This window comes from Streptomyces cyaneofuscatus (assembly GCF_033109485.1).
Classification (GTDB): Bacteria; Actinomycetota; Actinomycetes; order Streptomycetales; family Streptomycetaceae; genus Streptomyces; species Streptomyces cyaneofuscatus.
Genome location: NZ_CP137002.1, coordinates 8070373 through 8095632 on the forward strand (window position 1 = coordinate 8070373; position 25260 = coordinate 8095632).

Here is a 25260-nt window from a genome sequence, read left to right on the forward strand (position 1 = left end):
ATCCGGGCCCCGCCAGGCCCTGTCATCGAGGAGTGAAGGTCATGAGCGAGCAGTCCACCGACCTGCGTGAGACCGTCCGTCAGCGCTATGCCGCGGCCGCCGTCCAGGTTGCCGAGGGCGGCACCGCCTGTTGCGGACCGGCCGCCATCGAGGTCGACGAGAACTTCGGCGGGACCCTCTACGCCGCCGACGAGCGCGATCAGCTGCCCGCCGAGGCCGTCGCCGCCTCGCTGGGCTGCGGCAACCCCACCGCCGTCGCTGACCTCCACGAGGGCGAACGCGTCCTGGACCTCGGCTCCGGCGGCGGCATCGACGTCCTGCTCTCCGCCCGCCGCGTCGGCCCCACCGGCAAGGCCTACGGCCTGGACATGACCGAGGAGATGCTCGCCCTCGCGCTCGCCAACCAGAAGAAGGCCGGCGCCACCAACGTCGAGTTCCTCAAGGGCACCATCGAAGCTATCCCCCTCCCGGCGAACACGATCGACGTGGTCATCTCCAACTGCGTCATCAACCTGTCCACCGACAAGCCCGCCGTCTTCGCCGAGATGATCCGCGTTCTGGCCCCCGGCGGCCGGATCGGCATCTCCGACGTCGTCGCCGACGACACCCTCACCGCCGACCAGCGGGCCGAGCGCGGCGACTACGTCGGCTGCATCGCCGGGGCCCTCTCCTTCGCCGAATACCGCCACGGCCTCGAAGCCGCAGGCTTCACCGACATCGAGATCACCCCCACCCACGCGGTCGCCGACGGCATGCACTCCGCCATCGTCCGCGCCGCTAAGCCCGCCGCCAGCGAAGCCCTCACCAGCAAGAGCGCGACCACCGACTCCTGCTGCGGCGTCACTGCCTGCTGCACACCCGCCGAACAGGCCACCGATCCGACCACCACGATCGACAAGGCCAAGAACGCGTCCGGCTGCGGCTGCAACTGACGACACCACTGCCCGGCCCGTCACCCTCAAGAGGGACATCCGGCGGTCCGGCAGAGCGACACAACCGCCCGCTCTGATCCGACACGATGCCTCGTCCCGAACCAGCCCAACGGGACACGACCAGCGCGGGACACAGCGACTGCGGAAACAAGGGCGGCCACATGCCCGGGTCAGAGCGGCCGGGCCGGAGGCTCACGTGTGCGACTCAGCCGGATCTGCCCGATGAGCGCTGGACCTGTCCAGCCGAATCACGGCCATGCTCAGTGGCTGCTGCCACCGGCGGCGACAGCGCCTTGAGCGCGGGAAACAGCTCAGCCCTACGGAGGTAACGTCATGATCATGAACCTGCACGGCGACGCCATACCCGAGGGGCTGTCCCGGCGCGCGCGGTCCTTCGTCGCGATTCACGGTGTCAGGGCGGACGCCACGCCCCTGGAGCCGTACCGAGAGCAGTGGCTCGCGCTGGGAATACCTGGGGAGGTCGTCGACCGGGCGGTGGCGTACCAGGAACGCTGGGGCGGCCTGGTCCTCCCTCCAGCGCCGGTGTACGAGTGCGGTCCCCGCTACCTCTACGCCGATGTGCCCGAGCCCGCTCACGGGGGCGGGTGGTGGTTCACGGGCGGCGAACCGCGGGCGTCGGTCGCCTTTTCCTTCATGATCGGCCCGAACGGCGAGTTCGGCCTGTGGGGCGATGTGTGGGCTCCGCTGTACGCCTCTGTCGAGGGCTGGGTGGAATCGCTGGCGCTCACCCACCACGCCTCCCGCTGGGCCAAGCAGGTCACCAGACTGCACGGCGCCGAGGTCGAGGCCCTTTCGCTGGAGGGTTTGGAGCCGGTGGAAGAGGTGCAGGGCATCGTCGACACATGGTGGCGCGGCCCGGACTCGCTGGTGGCGCTGCACAACGGCGAGGCAGAATGCTTCACCGGCCGCGCGCGCCGCGTGGCACTTGTGTACGCGGGGCTCGACGAGTGGGGGCTGCACGGGCACTGAGCCCCAAGGGGCGCGCGTTTTCGAACTGCCGTCGAGCCCTCGCCCCTCAGGAAGACCTATAGGGCCCCGCGCTCCGGGCCGGGAGTCCTTCTGGTCGGACAAGGCCAGCCCGACGAACCTCTCGGTCGCCGAGGACCGAGCCGCGAAGGCCGCCGAATTCAGAAAGATCCAGATCATCGCGTGGACCAGGACGGATTTCTCTGGAGCCAACCTCCCGACATGCGCGGCAGGTTGCGCATGGCAGCTGTCCAACCGAGCCAAGTACGGCGCTCAGTCACAATCGCGTAGCTGAGCGAGAGCGTTGGCAACCGAGGTCGACAGTTGGCGGAGTGCCCGGGCTCCTCATGGGCAGGTGGGACGGTGGGGTAGCTCTGACCGAGCCCCCGAGCGGGAGGGGCACTTCGTGTTCGAGGACTTCGCCACCAGGACGGTGCGCACAAGTGAGGCGTCCGTCTTCGTTCGGTACGGGGGCGAGGGCCCGCCTCTGCTGTTGTTGCATGGCCACCCGCGCACGTCGGCGACCTGGCACCGGGTCGCGCCCCTCCTGGTGCGGCGCGGGTTCAGCGTCGTCTGCCCCGACCTGCGCGGGTACGGGCGCTCTCGCGGCCCAGCGCCCGCTTCGGACCATGTCCCGCACTCCAAGCGCGCCGTGGCCCAGGACATGATCGAAGTCATGCGGGCGCTCGGGCACCAGCACTTCGGTCTCATCGGCCACGACCGGGGAGCTGCTGTGGCACTGCGCCTGGTGCTGGACCACCCTCCCGCGGTGACCCGGGTGGCGTTCCTGGACGGCCTGCCCCTGAGCGAGCACCTGACCCGTGCGGACGCCCGGTTCGCCACCGCGTGGTGGCACTGGTTCTTCTTCGCCCAGCCGGAGATCCCCGAACGCGTCATCAACGCCGATCCCGACGCCTGGTACCGCGGCGACCCCGAAGCCATGGGGCAGGAAAATTACGACGATTGGCGGACCGCCACCCGCAATCCAGACGTCGTCCGCGCCATGCTGGAGGATTACCGCGCCGGGCTCACCGTGGACCGCCGGCACGAGGAGGCCGACCGTGCCCGAGGCGCGCGGATCGCCTGCTCCGTGCTGGTCCTGTGGTCGCTACGAGACGACCTAGAGGACCTGTACGGCGACCCGCGCACCATCTGGCGCGACTGGGCCGACGACGTCCGGGGCCACGGCATCGACTCAGGCCACCATGTGGCCGAGGAAGCCCCCGGCCCGCTCGCCGCCGCCCTGGGCGACTTCTTCAACAGCTGACGCTGCCTCGCTCGCCCCGGAAAGGCGTGTGCGTAACACGATTGAACAAGCTGGTTGACGGCTATGAGCGCAAAGTCGGGGCCTCAGGCCCCCGCCCTGGGGCTGCCAGTGGGGTGGAAGAGGGTTTGGCGTCCACCTGAGTCGCCGGTTTGCCCTGCAGCTGGCGGTCCGCGGCGCTCGCCGCCGCGCGTGAAGCCGGCCCCGTCCCCTCGCGCCGCCCCCGCGCACCCCGCTGATCACCGGCGTGGCCAGACACCGGGCTCCCCGTCTGGGAATCCTGGATCCGTGGGATCAGGGATTTGCTTATTGGTAACCCATGGGTTACCAATAAGGGGTGGACCCGTTCGTCGCCCTGGCCGACCCCGTACGCCGTGATCTGCTGCGCGCACTCGCCTCCGGCCCGGCCCGGGTGGTCGACCTCGCGGCGCGGCATCCGATTAGCAGGCCTGCGGTGAGCAAGCATCTGCGCGTGCTCACCGAGGCAGGGCTGGTCACGGCCGAGGACCGCGGTCGCGAGCGTCACTACGCGCTCGCCCGCGCGGGTCTCGCCCCGGTCCGGGACCTGCTCGACGAACTCGCCGGGCGCTGGCCCCCGATTCCCGAGAGCGCTTTCGACGCCCTCGACCTGGAGGTCCGCAGAACGGTCCACGACCGCCGGGCCGGCACCGATGCCGTTCCCGGTACCGGAAGACCTCAGGAGGACTCCGCATGACCAGCACCCCCACCGGGCGTCGCGTGACCGTCGACGGCCTGGACAGCATCGCCTTTGACCGCACCTTCCGGGCCGGCATCGAAGATGTCTGGGCGGCGGTCACCGAGTCGGACCGGCTGGCCCGCTGGATCGGCGAATGGACCGGCGACCCGTCGACCGGCTCGGTCGACTTCCGGATGCTCTACGAGGGCGACGAGCACCAGGCCGAGGTCTTCACCATCCAGGAGTGCCAGGCCCCCAGCCGTCTCGTCCTCATCTCGCAGGTGCCCGGCGAGGACGTCGTCTGGCACATGATGCTCACGCTCGCCGAGCACGAGGGCACCACCACCCTCACCTTCACGCAGTCCGTCGGCGACGACCCGGCGATGGCGGGCGGCGTGGGCCCCGGCTGGGACTACTACCTCGACCGGCTCGTCGCCGCCGAGACCGGCGGCGACCCGGCATCCGTCGACTTCAGCGACTACCACCCCGTCCACACCCAGCACTACCTCGACATGTTCAGCTGAGCCCGACGAGCCGCGATGTACCAGCCGGACGCTTGCCCAGTGGCCAGGCGGTCGCACAGGAGAGAGCACAGAGCGTCCTGCTGTTTCCACCCCGCCTCAACCGCCCGCCGGCGCACTCTTAGACCAGACCGCCGGGAGCAAGGTCGGGACGCAGCCGGTGCCAGGAAGGGTGGCGCAGGCGTCCGGCGCGAGTGCGGGAGGTGTAGCGGACCTCACCGACAAGCCGGGGGAGTACCCACCGGGCCCCTGCTACCGGCGGTACCTGCGCGAAGGGGCAGCTGTCGATGGCCGCCGCCTGGAGGAGTTCGGCAAGGCAGATGCGTTCGGTCTCGCTCCAGCCGGTGCCGACGCTGCCCGCGTAGTGCAGCACGCCGTCGTGCCGCTCGCCGACCAGGACGGCCCCGGGCAGACCGGTCAGCCGTCCGCGTCCGGGGACCCACCCGCCGATCACGACGTCGGCGAGCCGGTGCACCTTGATCTTCACCCAGGTCTTCGAGCGTGCCCCGGGCTCGTACCGGGAGGCAAGCCGTTTCGCGATCAGCCCCTCCAGCCCGGCTTCCCGGGCCATCTCCCACGCCTCAGCCCCGTGCCCGGTGATCGCCGAGGGCGTTGCCCAGGCGGGCCCGGCGAGCCCGAGACTTGTCAGCAGTTCTCGCCGCTCCGCGTACGGCAGCCCGGTCAGGAGCCGGCCGTCGAGGTGCACGACGTCGAAGAGCATCAGGTGCGCGGGCACCCGGCCCGCCACCCGTGCGGCCTTCGCGGGAGCGCTGGCGAGGCCCATCCGCTGCTGGAGGCGTTCGAAGTCGCTGCGGCCCTGATCGTCAAGGGCGACGATCTCTCCGTCCAGCACGGCGCTGCGCGCGCCGAGGGCGTCGGCGAGGGGGAGGAATTCGGGGTAGACGGCGGTGATGTCTGTACCCGAACGAGCGCGCAGGAGAATAGAGCCGTCGCCCGGCAAGTAGACCATGGCCCGCTGGCCGTCCTGCTTCACCTCGAACGCCCACTGGTCCTCCACCTCCGCCGGCGGCAGCGGGCCCGGTGTTGCGAGCATCGGCTCGATCCTCGGCAGCACGGCGCCCGCAGCGGTAGGGGGAGGGTCAGGAGGCACTGCGCTTCTTCGCGGCCGCCTTCTTCGTCGTTCTCTTCGACGCCGTGGACTTCTTCGAGGCGGCCGTCTTCTTCGCAGGAGTCTTTCTGGCGGTCTTCTTCGACGGCCGCATCTCGTGCACGGTGGCGTCCTTGCCGTTCTCACCGCGCGATTCCTGGGCCGCCTTGACGGAGGCGTTGAGGGCGGCCATCAGGTCCACGACCTCGCCCTTGTCCTGCTCCCCGTCCTCGGCCGGGGCCGGGGGGGCCTTGCCCTCGGCCTTCGCGGCGATGATGTCCTCCAGGGCCTCGCGGTACTCGTCGTGGAAACCGGAAAGGTCCTTGATCGTCATCCGCTCGGCCAGCTCCAGAGCCTGCTCGATCTCCTCCTCGCCGATCTCGACCTCGCGCGGGGCCAGCTCGTCGGGGCTACGGACCTCGTCGGGCCACTTCATGGAGTGCAGCACGATCGCCCCTTCGCGGATGCGCAGGAGGCCCAGGCGCTCGCGGCCGTGCCATGCGAATTTCGCCACCGCGACCTTCGAGGACCGCTCCAGGGCCTTGCGCAGCAGGGTGTAGGGCTTGGCGGCGACCTGCCCGTCGGCGGCCAGATAGTAGGAGTCGCTGATGCGTACCGGGTCGATCGTGTCGGCGTCGACGAACGCTGCGATCTCGATCGCCTTCGCCGTCGGCAACGGCATCCTTTCGAGCTCCTCGTCCGTCACCGCGACCGTCTGATCCTTCGCGATCTCGTAACCCTTACCGATCTCGTCCTGAGAGACGACCTCACCGTCGATCTCGCACACCTTCCGCGTCCGCACCCGCCCCATGTCGGCGAGGTGCACCCGGTGGAAGCGGACGTCGTGGTCCTCGGTCGCGGACACGATCTTCACCGGGATCGTGACCAGCCCGAAGCTGATGGCACCGGCCCACAGTGGTCGCGGCATCTTCTCCACCTCCAGTGCCCCCGTGCCGTTGCTCGGCGAGGAAGGGCCGGGAAGGCCCGGTCGGAAGCGCCGGGCCGGCTACGTCGTATCTGCTGATCCTCACGCGGGGCAGAGGAGCCCGCATCTCCACCAGCGCGGCTTATCGTGCGGCCGGCCCGGATCGGCCATCACGAGTGGCGCTCTACGTACATCGTTCTCGCGCTGCAGATCTCCGGGGCCGGGCGGGGCGCGCAAGGGACACGCCCCGCCACAGCAGCTATCGACGGTGGGGTCAGGCGTTCTGGGCTTGCTCGACGGTGAGGTAGACGCAGAGAACGGCGTCCGCGCCGACGACGGCGAGCAGGCGTTCGATCGTCTCGGAGGGGGCGGCTATGCGCAGATCGGTGCGTTGGTGGGTGGTGAGAAGGAGTTTGAGGAACATGGAGTCGGCGAAGGTGATGCCGCTGGCATCGAGGATGACGCCGGTGTTATCGGCCAGGGCGGCGTCGATCTGTGCCTGGAGGGGTGGGAGGGAGTCCAGGTCGAATTCGCCGCGGGGTGCTATGACGGCCAGCGGCACGCTGCTCAGTCTGCGTTCGGGGGTCGACATGGAGGTGAGTATTCCCTGCCGTGAGATCGCGTCAGGTGCCAGGGGCATACCCCGCTGCCCGCAGGGCGGGAGGAGTGCCCTGCCGGGCAGCTCTGGCTGGACACCAGCCAGGGGTGGGGAGCAGGTCCGTGGCGCCAGTGAGATCCCGGCCGTGCTGAAGGAATACCGACGAGGATTACAGCAGGCTCTGGCCTGCTGCACCCCTCACTTATGGTCGCGGGGCGGCCTGCCTCGGCTTCGGCAGTCGGCCGGGGGCCCACAAGCGTTTACACGCCCCCGTCGTGGCGCCCTGCTCCCCGCGTATCCCTCCGCGCCGGAGGCGCCCCGCGCGTGATCTGCACGGACACGCGTTTGCCGACGGCTTCTCGGCGGAGTTCGAAGTCCTGGCAGACCGTGAGAACGAGCTCCAGTCCGTGCTGTCCGACGCGAAGGGGAGGGGAGCATGGCGCCGAAGTCCCAGCGGACGGATGCGGCGCGGGGCCGGGCCCGGTTCCGGTTCCGGCGCGGACGGTTCCGGGCTCGACACGGCCTGCACAGGCGTGGGCGCGGGCGAGGCCGCTCGACGGGCGCGGTCCGCCTCAGCCCAGGCCACCTGGCGGGCCCGCCGTTCCTCCTCGTTCGCCCCGTACAGCAGGGGGGCGAGGCGGTCGACCACGGTGATTCCTCCGGGACGGTCGTGCCCGAGCAGTAGCGGTGGAGGGTAGACGCGCTGACGCTCAGCCGCCGGCCCAGCGGCTCGTAACTTCTCCCGTCCCGCGCCTTCAGTGCGCGCACAAGTTCCGCGAACTCCTGGACGGCGGCTTCCTTCGGCACTCCATCCCCCTCGACCGGCGTCCCATCCTTCACGTCCCTGCACGTCAGCGAGGGTGGAATCGTTCCGGGACGAATCGTGGGCGCGTGATCGTTGCAGCCGGCGGGCGCCGGCCGCACGCTGGTGGAGCACTGACCGAAGAGCGACCCGACGGGGGACCCACCACCATGAACAAGCTCCGCACCGCACTCGCCGCCGCAGCCGCAGCCGCACTGGGCCTCGCGGCCCTCGCCACGGCCCCGGCGCAGGCCGCTGCACAGCCCGCCTTCCTCGCCGCCTCCCAGATGCCGCCGTCGTCGACGCCGTGGACCGCCACCCAGGTCTTCACCGGCGTCCCGGAGAACGGCGGCGTCCTCTGCGCCCCGTACAAGATCCCGGCACAGAACACCCGCTACCGCGAGTTCAGCACCGAGCTCGACACCAACGGCGTCCAGGTCACCACCGTCGCCCGCACCGAAGCCGACGCCGTGAAACTGGTCAACACCCTCCGCGGGGCCCTCGCCGGCTGCGGCCCCCTGCTGGAGCAGCAGAACCCCGGCCTGCAGGCCGTCAGCGCGTCCCACGGCAAGCTCGCCGTCGAGGAGGGCGCCTGGGTCTACAGCCTGGACACCTCCGACCCGCAGATCGGCAGCTCCGACATCCACCTCTTCTCCGTCGGCCGCGACGGCCGCACCGTCACCCTCGTCCGCTGGGGCCAGATGGGCGACCTCGAGGACGCCCCGCTGACCGCCTTCCGCACCACGACGAAGACCGCCGTCAACAAGCTCCACTGACCCGGGGACTCCCCCCAGAGCTGACCACAGCTCGACAGCGGCGCGACCGGAACCCGGGCGCGCCACTGTCGAGCCCACCTGCCCCGCAGACGGCAGAGAGGGGCCGGACTGCGGCGGGGATTCCGCACCGCCGAGGTGCGGTCACCGCCCGACATGAACACCCGTAGCGGTCCGCGTCCCGCCCCGCTGAGCACCTGCTCCCACGTACGGCCCCGCTCCTCGATGCCGACCCCACCACCATCCCCGGCCCGGCGCTCCCCCTCCTCGACCAGGGCCCCGCCGCACCTCCACATCGCCCAGGACCGAGGTGAACACCGCCTAAGGGTTTCAGGTCTTCCCCCTGTTGTGATGCTCTGGCCCCGCATCCTGTCCGCCGGTTAGTGTGTTCGCCGGGGCGAAGTTGGCTAACTCCATACATCAACGCCGGCGTTGCATGCCGACGCCGGGGGGAGCTTGTGGCTGGTTGGTGGCGAAAGGAGTCCCCGCCGGAGAGGGAAGTGCCGTTGACGGGCGAGCCGGAGTTCTCGGCCGGGTCGGCGCGCGGGACGCTGCCCGCGCATATCGACGGACCTGGCGGACGGCGGGCGGTGGCGCTCGCCGTGCACGATGACGGCGTGGTGCTGACCGACGGCGATGAGCGCCAGAGTGTTCTGGCGGAACCTAGCCCTCGCCCTCACGCTCGGGGAGACCGCCTTCGAGGGCCGCGACCGGGCCCGCCCCCCTGCGCCAGGCCCGGTCAAGCCCGAACCCGTCACCGGCGACGCGGTGGTCCTCAGCCGCCGGGTCTATCCCGTCAATGAGGTGATGAGGCCATCACCCGCCGAATCCGCCGGGAATTCAGCTCCGCTGAGTCGGCCCTGCGCGACGACCGACCCCGCCCGTACACCGCTGGAGAGGGCCTCCGGGCTCAAGGGACCCGGCCGAGGCGCGGAGCGAGGCTCCCGAAGCAGTGTCCGCACTCCGAGCCGACGAAGCCTGAGACCGCCCCGCGACCGGCCGAGCGCCTCGCCCTCCCAGAGCCCCCTTTTCGGGCCCCGGCCGCGTGCTGATGGGCCCGGACCGTGGTCGAGTCCACACAGGCGACCGTCCAGTCGACCCGCCCGACGGCATCGAAGTGCTGCTGGACGTGGGCCGGCAGGCGGTCCCAGGTGCCGTCAGCGGACCAGTACCGGAAGCGTTCGTAGACCGTCTTCCACGGCCCGTACCGCTCGGGCAGGTCGCGCCAGGCAGCCCCCGGTGGACAGCTTCCACAAGATCCCGTCCACCACCTGCCGCCGGTTCCGAACAGGCCTGCCCATCCGGCCCGGCGCCAGCAACGGAGCGATCAACGCCCACGATTCATCAGTCAGTTCATGCCTACGCACCACGAACGGAGCAACGAGCCAACGACTTTCCGGACACGGCCTAGGAGGCCGGTCTCGTAGCCGAGGGCGACGGCGTGAGGGAGTGTCCGGGCCCGGAGGAGGATGCGCGCACGATTCAGCAGATGGCCCACGGTCTCCGGCCGGATCCGTAGGGTCTGGGCAATATCGACCTGCGTATGACCTTGGGCCAGGAGGCGGGGCGCGGCCAGCTCGTGTTCGGTGAACAGGTCCTTCACGTGAGGATCGGCTGGTCGATGTGCTGGTGCTCGGTCTCCGCTCCGATGCCGGCGGCCTGGAGCCGGGCGGCGAGTTCTTCCGCGACGACGACGGAGCTTTTCCGGACTAAGGGGAGACGGCCAGAATCGAGGAGAAGCAGCCGTGGAGCCGCACGAAGAACGAGCGGGCCAACCGCCATCGCTGCGGAAGCGAGGGCGGTCGGCTCACCGGCTTCGACAGGGAACAGGCACAAACGTCGCAACGGGGTTGAGCGGACGATCAACCGCCTCGGTGGCCGCGATTCGACTCTGCCTCCGAGCGTGATCCGCCGAGCCTCAGTCGAGACACAGGAAGCTGAAGAACGTCCGCCGTTACTTGAAGCCCTCGCCTGACGCCATCGCGGAGATCACCGGCTCCTCGCCCCGGGTGACAGCAGGCGCTGATCTCGACGCCTGCTATGAGGTGGGGTCAGCCCACAGGTCGGTGCTGTGGGTCCCGATGAGAGCGCTGATGTGGGTGAGTGCGTCGCTGACCGGCTGCGGGTCGAGTCGGCGTCCGTCACGCAAGCGCAGTGCGACGTGATCGTCAGCGGCCTCCTTGGGGCCGATGACGGCTTGGTAGGGGACCAGGCGTGCCTCTCGGATTCGGGCGCCCAGGCTGCCGCGGTCCGGTCCCGCGACCTGGGCACGCAGTCCGAGATGGGTGCAGCGTTGGGCGAGGGCTGCGGCGTTCGGCAGTTCGGTGTCGGAGATCGGGAGAATGACCAGCTGAGTGGGGGCGAGCCAGGCGGGGAAGGCGCCGCCGTGCTGTTCGATGAGATGGGCGACAGCTCGTTCCACGCTGCCAATGATGCTGCGGTGAACCATGACCGGGCGGTGTTTGGCGCCGTCCACGCCGATGTAGTGCAGGTCGAATTGCACGGGCTGGTGGAAGTCGACCTGGACGGTGGACAGGGTGGACTCCCGGTCGGCGCCGTCGGTGACCTGGACGTCGATCTTGGGGCTGTAGAACGCGGCCTCTCCCTCGGCTGCCTCGTAGGGCAGGCCGGAGCGGTCGAGGACGTCGGTCAGCAGGGCGGTGGACCACTGCCACTTCTCGGGTGCGGCAACGTACTTCCCACCGGGACCCGGGAGGGACAACGGTACCGAGTGGGGGTGATTCCGAGTGCTTCATACGCCTGGCGGATCATCTCCAGCGCCGCCTGCGCCTCCTCGGCGACCTGGTCCAGGGTGCAGAAGATGTGCGCGTCGTTGAGCTGGATGGCCCGCACACGGGTTAGTCCGCCGAGCACGCCCGAGAGTTCGGAGCGGTACATGCCGCCCAGTTCGGCCATCCGCAGGGGCAGTTCGCGGTAGCTGTGGGAGCGGGAGCGGTAGATCACCGCGTGATGGGGGCACAGGCTCGGCCGCAGGACGACCTGCTCTGCGCCGAGGTTCATCGGGGGGAACATGTCGTCGCTGTAGTGCGCCCAGTGCCCCGAGATCTCGTATAGTTCCCGCTTGCCGAGGACTGGTGAGTACACGTGCTGGTAGCCCGCCCGCCGCTCGGCGGCACGGATGTACTCCTCCAGGGTGTGCCTCACGGCCGCGCCGTCGGGCAGCCAGTACGGCAGGCCGGCGCCGATCAGCGGATCGGTGTCGAACAGGCGCAGTTCACGGCCGAGCTTGCGGTGGTCGTGCACGGTGGTCATCGCGGTCTCTTGCTGTTTGCGGAGCAAGTGACCGGGCCTACGACGAAGCCCCGGGGCACTTGCCCCGGGGCTTCGGATCAGATCGTCTGTCAGCGCGCCGGGACACTCTCCGGCGTCGTCGTCATAGCAGCGCGCTTCATGTCGCAGACGTTAGCAGGATGTACCGCGGTTCACACGGTCATTCCTCGGTCGGGAGATCCGCCGGACAGCCCCTGGATGAGAGCGGCCCTGCCTGCGGCGGGCCGGTGATGCGGGCTGATCAGCTTTGTGGCCGGGGTTCTCCTTCATCCGGTTGAGTCGGTGATGCGTCGTCGGTGAAGACGGGCATGCCGAGGTTGACCAGTTGAGGGCGTCCGCCGGTGGGGATGTTCTTGAGGCTCTTGAGCTTGGCCATCGCCGCGTCGAAGCTGACCGGGAGTCCCTCGACCTCGCCGAGCCAGCCGTTGGCGCGTGCTTCGCGGATGCTTGAACGAGTCGTTCGGCGGCCGGAGCAAGACCTTCACCGACCCCAGGCCCTGCGCGGCCATCGTCGACCGGCTCACGTTCAACGGCAGCATCATCGAGACCGGTACCGACTCCTACCGCCTCGCCTCCACTCGGGCATGAGTCGAGGAAACCACCAAGGCCAGCTGGCCGCTTGAGGGCCCGCTGTTCAGATGGGCAGCGGGCTGGGTCACTCATTGCAAGCTGGCGCTCTGGGACCAGACATGCTGGATTGCTTGGTAATCGATCACGTGGATGTCCTCCTGCTGGAGCACCTCACGGGTTAGCGGCGATGTCAGGAACTCGTAGTCCGTTCGGCGCACGAGCCAGCCACCGTCGACGGCCTGCAACTCCTCATCGGCCAGGCTGGGATGCAACGCCCATTCGTTGAGTCCGGCGGGCAGGTCACCTAGCAGCTGAACGTATCGGGCCGCTTTCCCCTCGATGCCGAGGGAAAAGCTGTCCAGGAAGTCGTTGTCGGTGACCGGCAGGCCCTGCTGCCGTGTCGACCGGCGCGCTGGTTCGAGCCAGACCCGGACCGCGAGTCCGTACTCCGCGGCCAGCGCGACCGTGAGGTCCAGGATGTCGTCGCGGCCGCCATCGGCCAGGCAATGAAAGTCCAGATGGGTCGGCGTGAGCCCGGTGTCGGCGACAACAGCGATCTGGGCACGGAATTCGACCTCGACCTCATCAGGCCGAGCCTGGCCGAGCAGAGCCGCCCGTCCAGCGGGCGTCGAGGGAAACAGTGTGCCTGCTGAGTCGAGCAGCGAGGGAACCCGTTCCCTGTCAGTCAGCGGTCCCCAGGGCATGCTGGGAAAGTCGGACACCAGGGTGAGGTGGATCCCGAACGGGACCTGCGGCCGTCGACTGAGCAGATCCAGGGCATGCGACGCCGCCGGAGGCGGGACCATCAGGCTGCACGAACTGGCGATGCCCTCTTCGACCGACTCGATCACTGCGGCGTTGATCGCGGGATACATCCCGAAGTCGTCGCAGTTGATGATCAGCTGTCGGACATCGGGCGGATGCCCCAGTAACTCACTCGACTTGGTTTCAGGCGTGAAGGCTTCGGGCCCACTGCTTTCGTCCATGCCCGCAGTCTGAGGCCCAGCCGGACGTTGCGCACCAGGGTATCCACGCGGCACCACGGCAGTGCCGTCACTTCTCGTCGACATCAACGAGCTTGTTGACCACCCAACGCCGCCGGAACCGGTCAACAAACGCTGCTGCTCGGCATCGACAGAGCCACCATCGACTGACCAGCTCAAGCGACGGCACCGCGGCGAGGTCCAGGCCCTGCGGCAGGCCCTCGAAGCCCCCCCCAGAGCGAAAACCTCGAACTGCGAAGCTGCCTCGGCCCTGGCACAAGCCGTCACCGGTAATCCAGTCGCCAGGACCGGCCCCGTTCGGCAGACTCCACCCAGTGGACCAAGTAACGAAGATCGCGAACCGGGTGACCGGCGTCGGCGGCATCGTCGCGGTCTGCCTCGGCGGCAGCCGGGCACGCGGCACGCATAGTCCCGACTCCGACGTCGATCTTGGCCTCTACTACCGTCCTCCGCTGGACACCGCCGCCCTGCGCTTGCTCGCCACCGAGCTGACCGGCGGCGCAGCCGAAGTGACCGAGCCGGGCGGGTGGGGCCCCTGGGTCAACGGCGGTGGCTGGCTGACCGTCGACGGGGCACACATCGACTGGATCTACCGCGACCTGGACCGCGTGCACCGGATCTGGCAGCAGTGCCAGGCCGGGCACTTCGAAGTAGGCACCCAGGCAGGCCACCCGCTCGGGGTCTACTCGCACGCCTACGCCGGTGAGGTGGCCTTCGGACGCATCCTCGCAGACCCCACCGGTGAACTGGCCGCCTTGAAGGAGCAGATCCAGACCTCATACCCGCAGCCCCTACGTGACTCGCTGGTCACCAACGCGCGATGGGAGGTGCCGTTCACTTTGTCCATCGCCCGCAAAGGAGTAACCCGAGGCGACGCCTTTCACATCGCCGGCTGCCTGTTCCGCGTGGTGGGACTCCTCGTGCACGCCCTGCACGCCCAATCCGGGTGCTGGGTGCTCAACGAGAAAGGAGCCGTACATGCGGCAGCGCAGCTCCCGACCGCTCCGGCCAACTTCTCCGCACGCGCCCACGCCCTGTTCAACGCACTCGGCGCCACCCCGGACGAACTCACCGCCGCGATCGACGACGCGGAACAGTTGGCCGCCGATGTCTTGGACAACCTCTCTCCGGGGTGACAAGGCGCACTGTCACGGACGCGACCCTAAGTGTTCAACCTGCACAAAGACTCGGGCCCGCCTGCCCGTTTGTCCCGGATACGCTGTGGACCACGAAGTACATCGACGCCGCCGTCGCCCAGCTCCGCGCCGAGGGCCACGAGATCCGTGACAAGGACACCGCCTGAACCTGCTCGGCCGCTACAGCTTCACCGCCTCCACCCCGGCCGCCGGCGTTCTGCGCCCGCTGCGCGACCCGGACGCTCCGGAGCTTGACGAGGACGACGTTGGAGGCGAGCCGGCGAAGATCGCCGACGTACGCACCGCGTACCTGGAAGGCCGCTCCATCGCCGCCCTCGCCCGCGACCACGACGTCAGCCGGGGTGCCATCCGCGCCGCCGTCGCCGACCTCCTGCCCGACCACACCACCACCGGGGAGGATGCCCCTGCCCCGGAGCTACCGGTCACCCTCGACATGCCAGGCAAGGTCGCCGACTACCTCCGCACCACCGGGCTGGAGCCCGTCGAGCGCGCCGCGCTCGACCAAGGCGTCGCCGTACGGCGCGAGGGCTACGCCCTGCGCGTCAGCGCCATCCCCGCCGTACACCGCCAGCTCCTCGCCGCTGCCAGTCGCTCGACGGCGGCCAGGACCTCCCCGCGCTCCCGGCAGCGCAAAGCCCGCCGCGAGTACGAGAACCGGGTCAGCGCCCTTACGCCCTAACCACGTTCTCAGCGCCAACCGCTGTACCGATGTTCCCCCGAGCCCGGAGTTCGGAGTCGTGATCGAGGCGCAGACCGGGGCCGCCGCTCTGGCCGCCCACCGCATGAACTCACACGACCAGAAGCGTCGAACCGGCCACGACCACCAGCCCTCACGGGGCGGCACCGTGACACCGGCGGCCCTCTGCGACCGGGCTCGGCCGTCCCTCCGGGCGCCTCGACCGGAGGGAGGGAACAACGATGGCCCCGACACAGGGAGCTGAGTCGAGGCCACCACCCGCACGCGTCCCGCCGTGGGGCGACGGAACAGTGCATCTGTCACCCCGACCAACGCGGCCCGGGCCCACAGGTCACGCAGCAGACGGCGAACGGGCGCCGGTCGGTGCACGCCGTGGCAGTTCCGGATCGGTACAGGATGCGCCCATCAGCTCGAAGGAGCGATCCGCCGGCGGGGCGTCCTGCCACGCGGACGCCAGCGTTAGCTCTCCGTGGCCTGGGTGACGGCGGTGAGCGCTTCCGTCGAAGCGCCGAGAGTCGCAGGTCATGAGGGGCGGGCTCACTCGACTGGCCTTGCCCGGGGAGGGGCGGGGCCTGGCATGGCTGAGAATCGAGGCTGGGAGGAAGGTCATGCGATTTCCGACAATCCCACGGTTCATAATTGAACGTGATCTGTGTGGCATCGTGGACTGGCTCGGCGTCGTCGACGGACCCGAGCTGTCCGACCGGGTGGTGCGGCAGGTGCTGTCGAAGGTCGGAGCCCAAGTGGCCGAGGACTTGGCTGCCTTCGCGGGGCGTGACGCCGCGGCGCACGGTGATCAGCGCTACATCTACGCCGGCTACCTCAGCTTCCGGTCGGTGATGGCCTACCGGCTCGCCCACACCCTGTGCACCCTGCGCATTCCCAACATGCCGACGGGCCTGCTGGCAGCGAGTGCCCGCAAGATCTCCGAGCAGGCGCGGCTGGCCACCGGCGTCGAGGTCCACCCCGGTGCAACAATCGGCCGCCGTTTCGTGGTGGACCACGGATCGGGAACGGTCATCGGCGAAGACTCCGAGATCGGCGACGACTGCTACTTCGTGCAGAACGTTGTCCTTGGGTCGAGAGAGATCGTCTCGAATTCCGGCGGGCCGGCGCGGCCACGCCGCCATCCCTGCATCGGCAGCCGCGTGCAGATCGGCGGTGATGTATGCGTGTTCGGGCCGGTGCGGGTGGGCGACGACTGCCTCATCGACCCCGGGGCGCGCGTCACCACGGATGTCCCGGACGGCGCACGGGTGAGGGTGGTGTCCACGACACAGGTCGCCCTGACGGATGACGCGCCGGTCGTGCACGGGGTCGCAATGGTGGAAGGCCGCCTTGTCATCACTGGTCGCAGGCTCCGTGGGGCGCGGCCCGTCGTCGTGGACGAGGAGCGGATCCCCTGTGGGTTCCTCACTGTGGTGAAGGCCGGCGACACCGAACTGCACTGCCTTCCGGAGGGTTCCTGGCCTGTTCGTCCGGCCGCTCTCGGGCTGCTCGTCCACGGCCTGATGGCCTGCTACGTCCAGCCCGTCGCCGACATCCTGGACCGGTTCCGCACGGAGGAGAACAGCCTCAGAGCAACGGCCCGCAGCTGAACTCGCGGCACAAGGACGTCCCGGCCCTGCGCCGGCCGCGGAAAGGCGGATCGCCATGCGTGCCACCCGCACCGTGGAAAGAATCGACCTCTTCGAGTCGTATCTGGCGCGGCACCCACGGCTGCGGCTGCGGATCTCCTGTCCCTCCCAGGAGTTCTCGGAACTGGAAATGGCGCAGGGCGTCGGGCGCTGGCTCTCCTGTGTCCGAGGAATGTGGGAGTCCCTTGACGTCGGAACCCAGTCGGACCTGGCACTGCTGATGTTCCAGGCACCAGCTGTACCCCACTGCGTCGAGCAGTACGTACTCGGCCTCATCCCGCCGGGTGCCACCGGGCTGGACGACCGGCCGCAGCGGCACATCCTCGTCGGGCTGAACGACGCCTCCGACCGGCACCTGAGCGAGAAGCTGCTCGACCGGCCGGATCTGCTGCGCAGGATACGTGCCCTGGTCATGCGCGCCAGAGAACGCGGCCACGCCGTCGAGCCCTTGTCCTGCTATCAGGCCAGCGCCCGCATGGACGAGCTTGCCGAGCGGCTCGGATTGGAGTGCCGGGAGACACCCACCCGGACCCTGGGGGCAGGCTCGAAAGCGGGCAGTCGGCAAATTTTCCGCGCGGCGGGCCTGCCCCACGCCGCCGGCACCTACGCCCCGGCCTTCGGCCTGCCGGAACTGGCTCGGCAGACGGCCGGTCTCGTCCGCTCCCACGGCCCCGGCAAATGGCTACTGAAGATCAACGAGGGCTACGGCTCCGGCCATGGCCTAGCCGTAGTGACGGTTCCCGCCGCCACGCGCGAAGCAGCCCTGTCGGCCCTGCGGGCGCTCCAGCCACTGACCCGGAGTATCACGCGCGCCCAGTTCCTCAGCGGCCTGTCAGCCCATGGGGCGATCATCGAGCAGTACCTCGAAACCCCTGCGGCAGGAAAAAATGCTCCCCGAGCGCCCTGCTGTTCATCGGTCAGGATGTCGGCGGCGCAACCAGCATCCAGCTCCTGGGCACCCACGACCAGATCCTCGGCGAAGACCTGCAGTACCTCGGGTGTCGCTTCCCGGCATCAGCCGCCTACCGGGACACCATCATCACGATGCCCCTCGCTGCCACCGAGTCACTCGGCCGGGCCGGCGTACGCGGGCATGTCGGCATCGACTTCCTCGCCTGCAAGGGCGACGACGGCCGGTGGGACGTCACGGCCATCGAACTGAACCTACGTCAGACCGGCACCACCCACCCCCACCGCACGGCTCGTGCCCTGGTCCCGGGGACCTGGCACGAGGACGGCCGACTGACCCACCGCGGCACCGAGGTCCATTACATCGGCACCGACGGTCTGGTCTCACCCGCCTATCGGGGCCTTACCACCCCGGCCGTGATCCGCGCGCTCAACAGCCGATCGGATCTGACATTCGACCACGCACGCGCACGCGGCGTGGTCCCCCCTTCTGGACCGCCCTCGAACCCTTCGGCAAACTCGGCGCCACCATCATGGGCCGGTCTCCGGAGGAATGCGTCCTTCTGCAAACCCACTTTGTCGAACTCCTCGACGACCTCTCCACACAACGGATCCGCACCAGGACGATCTGACAGCCGCACCTTCACCGACCCCCGCCTCTGCGTGTCCATCGTCGTCCGTCTGACCCGCAACGGCACGATTGAGGCATGCCCGACTCCTACCGCTTCGCCAGCTCCCGAGCCGAGGAGCCTGCTGTGGCCAGCTGGCCCCTACGGGTTCCACCTCGACGGCCCGCCGCCCTCACGAGCGGCGGGCGTCTCCGGCTGACACCGCACCGACCCGGACGTCCGGCGGGGAGGTCGAACGGGGCCCCGGGACCGTATTGCGTATGGGTCCGGGCCCCTTGGTGTGTCCGTACGTGTGGATAGGGTCTGGGCAGACCGCGCCGTATGGGTGTGCGGGACAGGTCCGGGTCTCCTGGAGTAGTGGGTGGCCACCAAGCTTCGCTGGGGCCTCACTGCGGATGAACGTGAGCTGGGGACGTTGAAGGTGTATGCAGAGGGTCCGTGCGAGGACACCATCGTCCGCTACACACCGGCCGCCTGACCGCTCGTCCGCTGAGGTGTGCCCGGCCGCGGGGCTCCCCGGCCGGGCACGGCTGTCATCCGCCTCCATAGTTGCTTCTCGCGCCCGGCGTTCGTTCGTACGCAGCCCACCGCCGTCGCCGAGACGGGGCTGTCAGGCCGCATGCGATGTCGCGGCGAACCCTGCCCGCTCCGATACCTCTCGCGGCGCCCCGGGCACTCTCGTGTCGCCCACTGCTCTTCGCGGTTGCACCCTGCCCCGCAACGTCACCGGCACCACCGACGTCCGCGCCATCGCAGCCGGCGCGCACCACTTTGTCGCCCTCCAGGGCGCCCCCCCGAAGACTGAGCCACAGCGGGGCGAGCCACGACCAGGCACGTCCCGCACCTCACACCCGTACGCGAAGGACCAGGGCGGACGTCTCGCTCGTCGCGGTGACCGCGCGCACCAACCGGCAGAAGTCGGTTCAGGATCCGGCGGACTGGATGCCGCCGTCCTCACAGGCGCAGTGCCGGTACGGGGGGAGTGGGCGGCCACCAAGCTCCGCTGGGGACAATGAACGCCTCCCGGAAACCGATGAGTTCGGGGGGGCGGCGGTCGTCTATATCTGTGACCGGGCACTGTGCCCGGCGCCACTGTGAAGGACCCGGCCATGACCTCCACCGCGCTCTCCGCCGCCACCGCCCCCGTCGTCTCCCGCCGCGCCGACCGCGCGCTGTGGGGTCTGCAGATCCTGCTGGCCCTGTTCTACGGCCTCGCCAGCGCCGCCCCGAAGCTCGTGGCGCACTCCTCGGCCACCGTCACCTTCGACGCGATCGGCTGGGGCGACTGGCTCATGTACCTCACCGGCGTCCTGGAACTGGCCGGTGCCGTCGGCCTGCTGGTCCCGCGCCTGGCGGCGCTCGCCGCCCTCGGCCTGGTCGGCGTGATGCTCGGCGCCGAGGTGTACACCTGGGCCTTCCTGGACGGCGTCAACTGGGCCACCCCGCTGATCGCCGCCACCCTCCTCATTGCGGTCGCGTACGGCCGACGCCACACCCTGACCGTTCCACGCCGCCGTTGACCGCACCCAAAGAGCACGAAGAGAGGAGAACGCGCCGTGACCCTGCAGACTGCACGAACCAAGGGCCCCGCCAGCTACTTCCCATCCATCGAGAAGATGTACGGACCTCCTCTCGAGGAGTGGCTGGACCTCGTCCGCTCCTCGCCGCTGACCTGGCACACGGAGCTGGTCTCCTGACTCAAGGCCGAGCACGGCTTCGGTCACGGGCACGCCAACGCCCTGGTGGCTTACGTCCGCGTAGAGAAGACGGGGGACGCCGGAAAGTAGTCGGCGCCGCCGAAGTCGATCGCTTACGGCGCCCGCGGGGCGGCAGTAGACAGTCCGCAGCGAATAAGCATGACTGAAGTGTTCTTCAATAAAGACTAACTGGAACTTTCCGTTCCGGGGCCGGAAGCTGGATCCATGTTCCCGCGAATGGTCTCCCCCCGTTTTCTTGCCCTGGCCGGCACCGTCGTGCTGTGGGCCTCGGCCTTCCCCGCCATCCGGGTCGGTATCGACGGCCTTGGAGTGGCGGGGCTCTCGTTCCTGCGGATCGTGATCGCGGCCGTGGCGCTGCTGCTGGTGGCGCCACTGGCGAAGGTCCGGCTGCCCCGGCGCCGGGACCTGCCGATGATCGCTTTGTGTGGGATCACCGGCATCACCGCCTATCAGGTCCTGCTCAACTGGGGCGAGGTAGAGGTGGCGGCGGGGACGGCGAGCCTGCTGATCGCGATCGCTCCCGTCTTCAGCGTGCTGCTGGGCAGCCTCTTCCTCAAGGAGCGGCTGAGCCGGAACATCATCCTCGGCAGCATCGTCGCGATCGCCGGCGCGGCCACCGTCAGCCTGGCCAAGGGTGTCGGCGGCTTCACAGTCTCCGCCCTCATCGTCCTGGCCGCCGCCATGTTCCAAGGGGTCTACCACTTCGCCACCAAGCCTCTGCTGCGCCACTACACGGGCCTGGAGGTCGCCACCTACGCGATGGCCGCCGGCACCGTCTTCGCTCTGCCGCTGGTCCCGGCCACTTGGCAGGCGGCCCTCGATGCGCCGGCCGACGCGCTGGCCTCCGCGCTCCACCTGGGCCTGCTGCCCTCCGCGCTTGGCTTCGTCATCTGGGCCTACGCCGTCGCCCGTCTGCCGCTCGCAACCTCCACAGCGGCCCTCTACCTAGTGCCGCCCGTGGCGCTGGTCATCTCCTTCGTCTGGCTGGACGAGGTGCCCCACCTCGTCGAGCTGGTAGGCGGTGCAGTCAGCGTCGCAGGGGTGATCCTCATCAATCGGCGCAAGCAGCCTCAGCGCTCCTACGCCCCCGAGAGCAGGCGCCCACCCAAAGCCATCCCAGGCCGCCGTGCTGCCGCCCGCCGCATATCGACACGGTGAAACGCCCTCGCACGGCATGCGCTGCGTCGTTGAACTCTAGCCAGCCCCGAACCGAGCAAGGAGCCGTCCGTGCTTGACGTACGCCGTCTGCGCATCCTCCAGCACCTCGCCGCATACGGGACCGTCGCGGCCACCGCGGAGGCCCTGCACCTGATTCCACCTGCCGTCTCCCAACACCTGGCCGCCCTGCAGAAGGAAGCCGGCACGCCCGTGGTGGAGAAGCAGGGGCGCACCCTGCGCCTGACGGCGGCCGGGGAACTCCTGGTGGCACACGCCGAGACCATCCTGGCCGAGCTCGCGGCAGCCGAGTCCGGGCTGGCCGCCCTGCAAAGCGGCCGGCACGGCATCGTGCGGATCACCGCGTTCGCCTCCGCCGCCCGCACTCTCATCGCGCCCCTGTGGCAACGCCTGGTCGACACCGATGCCGCCCCGGCGCTCGCGCTGCGACTGTCCGTTCAGGAACCCGAGGACGCCCTCGACGAATTGCGCAAGCGCTCCACCGACCTTGCCGTAGTCCACAGCTACACCGTGCTGCCGCGCAGCTTTCCCGCCTCCTGCGAGCAAGCCGTCCTCTTGGAGGAACCCGTGCTGCTCGTCCTGCACCCCCACCAGGCTGACGCGCTGGGACTTGCGGCCGGACAGTCGGCGGACCTGTCCCGCCTGGCCCATCTCCCGTGGCTGACCCCAGGGCCGGAGACCTCCTGCTACGAGATGATCCAACGTGCGTGCGGCGCGGCCGGGTTCGTCCCGGACATCAGGGCCCGCTGCAGCGACTTCTCCGTCCTGGCGGCCCTGGTCGCCGCGGGAGCGGGGGCTGCCCTCATTCCCCGGATGGCACTGCCGGACACCACCGCGTTCCTCAGCCTCCACCCACTGGTCCATCCCGTCTCCCGGACCATATTCACCGTTAGCCGTGCGGGCACCGGCAAGCACCCCGATCTGCGGCGCGTGCTGGAACTGCTTCACGCGCCAGCCCCGCCACACCACGCGACCGACCAGCGGTAACCGCTCAGCCCTGGCTGCCCGGCTCGGCGTGCTCCTGGCCGACGCCCCCGCCACGGGCGAGCACCGCGCCACGTCTGGTGAGACCTACACCGGACTCGCCACCGGCCTGGTGGTCGAGGTGCTGGCCGGGACGGGCCGCCACGGCACGCTCAACGTCATACGCGCACGCTGACCAGCACCCAGGCCCCGCCCGGGATCTTCTAGTCTCCGTAGCTCTGGCTGGACCCAATGTTGAGAACGGGGACGTTGTTCTCAGTCAGGATCTCGGCGTTGTCCAGGGCGATGAGATCACCCTTCTGGGAGTCAGCGGCGGGGTCGCTGTAACCGCCGTTGGGTTTGAGGTCGGCACCGCCGCACTGGTTGAGGGGCGCACCGAGTGGCACCCCCGAGCAGGTTGCCGTCCACGCTCCCGGTGCCCGCAGTGGTGGTTCCGGCCGAGTGCGGCCGGGTGTCGTGGTTGGCGCAGTCGGCAGCGAAGGCCGGGGAAAGGAAGTCCCCGATGCCTCCGGCACTGGCGGGCGTGGCTGTGCCCAGGCCGGTGCCGATGGCGGCGGCAGCGATGCCGAGAACGATGAGCGGTCGGCGAGAGGGAGATGTCATGCCCGCTCAACGACCAGGTCGGCGAACGGTGACCCAGCCCCGGAGCGTCCCCGCCGTGACCGGGCCCGCGCTGCTTGCGGGGGTCGTTGTCAGCTCTCCGGGTCGCGTTGCGGCGGGATGTGGGGGGTGTGGGGTTGCGGCTGTGTGGCGGGGGCGGTCTTGTGCGGGGTCCGGGCGGCGCGGGCGTTCGCGAGTCCTGCCAGGAGGCCCAGGGGGAGGGCGCAGAGCCAGATCAGGGCCGGGGGGCCGATGCGGCCGAGGGCGAGTCCGGACATCGGGCCGATCGCGGAGCCGATGTCCTGGGTGGTGGACAGGGCGGCCTGGTAGGTGGCGGTACGGCCGGTGGGGGCGTGGCGGCTGAGGAAGGCGGAGGTGGCGGGGCCGTAGATCATCATGCCGAAGGAGGTGACGAGGGCCGCCGTGACGAGGGCGGGGTAGCCGAGGCCGGCGGCGGCGAATCCTCCAAGGCCCACGCCTTGGAGGGCTGCGCCCAGGAAGAGGAGCCGGCCGGTGCCCCGGCGTCGGGCCCAGCGGCTGATGCGCATCTGGAACAGGATGATGGCGAGGGCGTCGACGGCGAACAGGGCCGCGTACGCGGTGGGGCTGATGGATTCTACGCGGTTCAGCAGGACCAGGCCGTCGGCTTCTCACCAGGTGAACGTGATGGTCAGCAGGCTGCCGCCGAGAATCAGCAGGGCCAGCCGGCGGTCGCGCAGGATGTGGGTGAAGGAGCGGTGCAGCTCCTCGGCCTCTCCCTTCTCCGTGGTCTCGGGGCCCAGGGCGCGGTCCGTGGGCACGGCGACGAACACGACGACCGCGGCGCCGACTAGCAGCACACCCGCTGCGGCGAAGACGCTCGACAGCGAGAAGGTGACGGCGACCGCTCCCAGGATCGGACTGACGATGCCGCCGACGCTGGCTACCATGCGGGTCAGGCCGTAGGCCTGGTGGAGGTCCTCCCCCGCGTGCAGGTCGCCGATGAGGGCGGCGATCGTGGGATGGAACGCCGACTCGAAGAGCCCTGCCGCCAGGAACAGCAGGATGGCGAACACGGCGTGGTGGACCAGGAACACGCTGCCGTAGCCCAGGGCCATCCCCGTGGTGGAGAGCAGCAGCATGCGGCGGTGCCCGATCCGGTCGGCCAGCGCGCCGCCGACCAGGCCGCCGGTGAACTCGCCGACTGCCTGGACGAGGAAGAGGGCCCCGGCCGCCGCTCCGCTGAGTCCTCCGGCGCGGTGGGCCCACAGGATGACAAACGGCAGCATGATGCCGTCAGCGAGCGCGCCGAGGCGTCGTCGCAGTAGTAGGTCGGGATCGCATAGCGGTCCAGGCCCGCCGTCAGCTGCCACACCAGGCCCACATAGACGGCGACTTCCTCCATGTTGTTGTTGTTCACCGCCCACTCGGTGTACGGCGTCCCCTCCTCAGGCCATTCCTGCCAAAGGCCAGGCCAGTGCCGAGTCACCGCCAGGTCATCGCCCGGGAGGTAGTGGAAGAGATGGACGCCGTCTGTCGTAGAAGCCTCAAACCGGATCGGATGCACCGCGCCAACCTAGCCCTGGGCAGCTCGGCGATGCCCCACAATTTCGTGTCCGCGAGGCCGGGTGGCCGGGATCTCTCGTCGAGCGGGAGTGTCGATCGGGTGATCGCGGTCGGTGCCGGGCATGGAAGCAGGGCCTCGTGGTAGCTCGGAGGGCGACGCCCGGTGATCAGTGAATGATGCCGTTCTCGTGAAGTATGACCAGCACCATGCCCAGGAGCATGGTGATTTCCGCAGCAGCGAGAACGCCGAGTGAGAACCAGGCCTCGGAGCGGGCGTTGAGCTCCCTTCGGCTGCGTACGAAGCGGTGCGGGTGCCGCGGGTCGTACACGAGGACGGCTGCCTTTCCCGGCTCGCCCCAGCGGCCTCCGCTGAGCGGGGATGCGTAGATGACCCGTCGACCGGACGGGGTCACGAACTCGAAGCTGGTCGAGTAGCGGCCCTCGGAGGTCGATATCGTCCGGCACTTCCCGGTTGCGGAAACGCCGACCCTTTTCAGGTGCCGGCGGAGCCACAGCGGATAGATTCCGAAGCAGACGAGAAAAGGCAGCGGGAACAGCACGCAGACAACAGCTACCCACATCAGTCCTGACATTCGTCGATGGTCACACGCCAGGCAACCGCCAGGAAGATCGATATGAGACACAGAAGCAAGCAGACGGACGTGCTCGGTGTCAGGTGGTGGTGGCCCAGTCGATGCCGAGGGCGGCGAGCTGTTCGCGCTACTGGTCGGTCAGT

Annotated in this window: 23 protein-coding genes and 8 pseudogenes; 20 read left to right on the forward strand and 11 right to left on the reverse strand. The window is 69.4% G+C overall.

The genetic code is table 11. The features are described 5' to 3' along the window. The first annotated feature begins 41 nt into the window (after window positions 1-41). The 5 genes from arsM (at window position 42) to R2B67_RS35695 (ending at window position 4404) form a co-directional block, all read left to right on the forward strand. A complete protein-coding gene (arsM, locus tag R2B67_RS35675) occupies window positions 42-932 on the forward strand; it encodes an arsenite methyltransferase (protein WP_317824715.1) in 891 nt (296 codons plus the stop codon). A 333-nt stretch (window positions 933-1265) separates the two neighbouring features. Next, window positions 1266-1922: a hypothetical protein gene (locus R2B67_RS35680; protein WP_317824716.1), complete on the forward strand. Its 657-nt coding sequence runs from the start codon at window positions 1266-1268 to the stop codon at window positions 1920-1922. Window positions 1923-2325: 403 nt separating this feature from the next. Further along, the gene (locus R2B67_RS35685) at window positions 2326-3186 is read left to right on the forward strand and encodes an alpha/beta fold hydrolase (RefSeq protein ID WP_317824717.1); all 861 of its coding nucleotides are present in this window, start codon (window positions 2326-2328) and stop codon (window positions 3184-3186) included. Between the two features lie 334 nt (window positions 3187-3520). Further along, a complete protein-coding gene (locus R2B67_RS35690) occupies window positions 3521-3898 on the forward strand; it encodes an ArsR/SmtB family transcription factor (RefSeq protein ID WP_317824718.1) in 378 nt (125 codons plus the stop codon). Continuing rightward, entirely contained in the window at window positions 3895-4404 is a 510-nt protein-coding gene (locus R2B67_RS35695; RefSeq protein WP_317824719.1) for an SRPBCC family protein, read from the forward strand. Before R2B67_RS35690 ends, R2B67_RS35695 begins: the two co-directional genes overlap by 4 nt. 118 nt (window positions 4405-4522) lie before the next feature. Here R2B67_RS35695 and ligD read toward each other — a convergent pair whose 3' ends face one another. The 4 genes from ligD to R2B67_RS36135 form a co-directional block, all read right to left on the reverse strand. After that, a complete protein-coding gene (ligD, locus tag R2B67_RS35700) occupies window positions 4523-5455 on the reverse strand; it encodes a non-homologous end-joining DNA ligase (protein ID WP_317824720.1) in 933 nt (310 codons plus the stop codon). A gap of 46 nt (window positions 5456-5501) precedes the next feature. Beyond that, complete coding sequence (ku, locus tag R2B67_RS35705) at window positions 5502-6437, reverse strand: non-homologous end joining protein Ku (protein WP_317824721.1); 936 nt, start codon at window positions 6435-6437, stop codon at window positions 5502-5504. Between the two features lie 271 nt (window positions 6438-6708). Continuing rightward, entirely contained in the window at window positions 6709-7026 is a 318-nt protein-coding gene (locus tag R2B67_RS35710) for an STAS domain-containing protein (protein ID WP_317824722.1), read from the reverse strand. 204 nt (window positions 7027-7230) lie between these two features. Next, entirely contained in the window at window positions 7231-7956 is a 726-nt protein-coding gene (locus R2B67_RS36135; RefSeq protein ID WP_398869549.1) for a helix-turn-helix domain-containing protein, read from the reverse strand. Between the two features lie 48 nt (window positions 7957-8004). Between R2B67_RS36135 and R2B67_RS35720 the strand changes: the two genes are divergently transcribed. Next, entirely contained in the window at window positions 8005-8610 is a 606-nt protein-coding gene (locus R2B67_RS35720) for a hypothetical protein (RefSeq protein WP_317824723.1), read from the forward strand. Window positions 8611-9587: 977 nt separating this feature from the next. On the opposite strand, the pseudogene R2B67_RS35725 reads toward R2B67_RS35720, so the two are convergent. After that, a pseudogene (locus tag R2B67_RS35725) lies at window positions 9588-9977 on the reverse strand (IS5 family transposase); the annotation flags it as partial. Between the two features lie 549 nt (window positions 9978-10526). Between R2B67_RS35725 and R2B67_RS36140 the strand changes: the two are divergent. Beyond that, window positions 10527-10633, forward strand: a pseudogene (locus R2B67_RS36140) (site-specific integrase); the annotation flags it as partial. Between the two features lie 12 nt (window positions 10634-10645). On the opposite strand, the pseudogene thrS reads toward R2B67_RS36140, so the two are convergent. Both thrS and R2B67_RS35735 read right to left on the reverse strand, forming a co-directional pair. Further along, window positions 10646-11871, reverse strand: a pseudogene (thrS, locus tag R2B67_RS35730) (threonine--tRNA ligase). A 268-nt stretch (window positions 11872-12139) separates the two neighbouring features. Next, complete coding sequence (locus tag R2B67_RS35735) at window positions 12140-12274, reverse strand: hypothetical protein (RefSeq protein WP_317824724.1); 135 nt, start codon at window positions 12272-12274, stop codon at window positions 12140-12142. Window positions 12275-12348: 74 nt separating this feature from the next. Here R2B67_RS35735 and R2B67_RS35740 point away from each other — a divergent pair. Further along, a pseudogene (locus R2B67_RS35740) lies at window positions 12349-12486 on the forward strand (ATP-binding protein); the annotation flags it as partial. A 71-nt stretch (window positions 12487-12557) separates the two neighbouring features. On the opposite strand, the gene R2B67_RS35745 reads toward R2B67_RS35740, so the two are convergent. After that, on the reverse strand, window positions 12558-13454 hold the full coding sequence (locus R2B67_RS35745) for a polysaccharide deacetylase family protein (RefSeq protein ID WP_317824725.1): 897 nt from the start codon (window positions 13452-13454) through the stop codon (window positions 12558-12560). 332 nt (window positions 13455-13786) lie between these two features. On the opposite strand from R2B67_RS35745, the gene R2B67_RS35750 reads away from it, so the two are divergent. From R2B67_RS35750 to R2B67_RS35795, 12 genes and pseudogenes are all read left to right on the forward strand, one after another. Then, window positions 13787-14608, forward strand: a complete 822-nt coding sequence (locus R2B67_RS35750; protein ID WP_317824726.1) for a nucleotidyltransferase domain-containing protein — start codon at window positions 13787-13789, stop codon at window positions 14606-14608. Between the two features lie 83 nt (window positions 14609-14691). Next, a pseudogene (locus R2B67_RS36145) lies at window positions 14692-14882 on the forward strand (hypothetical protein); the annotation flags it as partial. Between the two features lie 180 nt (window positions 14883-15062). Then, window positions 15063-15308, forward strand: coding sequence for a hypothetical protein (locus R2B67_RS35755; protein ID WP_317824727.1), 246 nt, complete (start codon window positions 15063-15065; stop codon window positions 15306-15308). A 680-nt stretch (window positions 15309-15988) separates the two neighbouring features. Next, the gene (locus R2B67_RS35760; RefSeq protein WP_317824728.1) at window positions 15989-16924 is read left to right on the forward strand and encodes a serine O-acetyltransferase; all 936 of its coding nucleotides are present in this window, start codon (window positions 15989-15991) and stop codon (window positions 16922-16924) included. Window positions 16925-16979: 55 nt separating this feature from the next. After that, entirely contained in the window at window positions 16980-18125 is a 1146-nt protein-coding gene (locus tag R2B67_RS35765) for an ATP-grasp domain-containing protein (RefSeq protein ID WP_317824729.1), read from the forward strand. Window positions 18126-18859: 734 nt separating this feature from the next. Continuing rightward, window positions 18860-18979 (forward strand): annotated as a pseudogene (locus R2B67_RS36150) (HNH endonuclease); the annotation flags it as partial. Between the two features lie 376 nt (window positions 18980-19355). Beyond that, window positions 19356-19508, forward strand: a pseudogene (locus R2B67_RS35770) (HNH endonuclease); the annotation flags it as partial. 102 nt (window positions 19509-19610) lie between these two features. Then, window positions 19611-20021, forward strand: coding sequence for a DoxX family protein (locus R2B67_RS35775; protein WP_317824730.1), 411 nt, complete (start codon window positions 19611-19613; stop codon window positions 20019-20021). A gap of 96 nt (window positions 20022-20117) precedes the next feature. Further along, window positions 20118-20288, forward strand: a pseudogene (locus tag R2B67_RS35780) (DUF4287 domain-containing protein). Between the two features lie 135 nt (window positions 20289-20423). Beyond that, window positions 20424-21377, forward strand: coding sequence for a DMT family transporter (locus R2B67_RS35785; RefSeq protein WP_317824731.1), 954 nt, complete (start codon window positions 20424-20426; stop codon window positions 21375-21377). A gap of 69 nt (window positions 21378-21446) precedes the next feature. Beyond that, window positions 21447-22382: a LysR family transcriptional regulator gene (locus tag R2B67_RS35790; RefSeq protein ID WP_317824732.1), complete on the forward strand. Its 936-nt coding sequence runs from the start codon at window positions 21447-21449 to the stop codon at window positions 22380-22382. A 28-nt stretch (window positions 22383-22410) separates the two neighbouring features. After that, on the forward strand, window positions 22411-22554 hold the full coding sequence (locus tag R2B67_RS35795; RefSeq protein WP_317824733.1) for a hypothetical protein: 144 nt from the start codon (window positions 22411-22413) through the stop codon (window positions 22552-22554). Window positions 22555-23071: 517 nt separating this feature from the next. Here R2B67_RS35795 and R2B67_RS35800 read toward each other — a convergent pair. The 3 genes from R2B67_RS35800 to R2B67_RS35810 all read right to left on the reverse strand — a co-directional run bounded on the left by R2B67_RS35800 (window position 23072) and on the right by R2B67_RS35810 (window position 25117). Further along, window positions 23072-23617, reverse strand: coding sequence for an MFS transporter (locus tag R2B67_RS35800; protein ID WP_317825054.1), 546 nt, complete (start codon window positions 23615-23617; stop codon window positions 23072-23074). Between the two features lie 12 nt (window positions 23618-23629). Next, on the reverse strand, window positions 23630-24385 hold the full coding sequence (locus R2B67_RS35805) for an MFS transporter (protein ID WP_317824734.1): 756 nt from the start codon (window positions 24383-24385) through the stop codon (window positions 23630-23632). Window positions 24386-24691: 306 nt separating this feature from the next. Next, window positions 24692-25117: a DUF3592 domain-containing protein gene (locus R2B67_RS35810; RefSeq protein WP_317824735.1), complete on the reverse strand. Its 426-nt coding sequence runs from the start codon at window positions 25115-25117 to the stop codon at window positions 24692-24694. Window positions 25118-25260 lie beyond the last annotated feature (143 nt).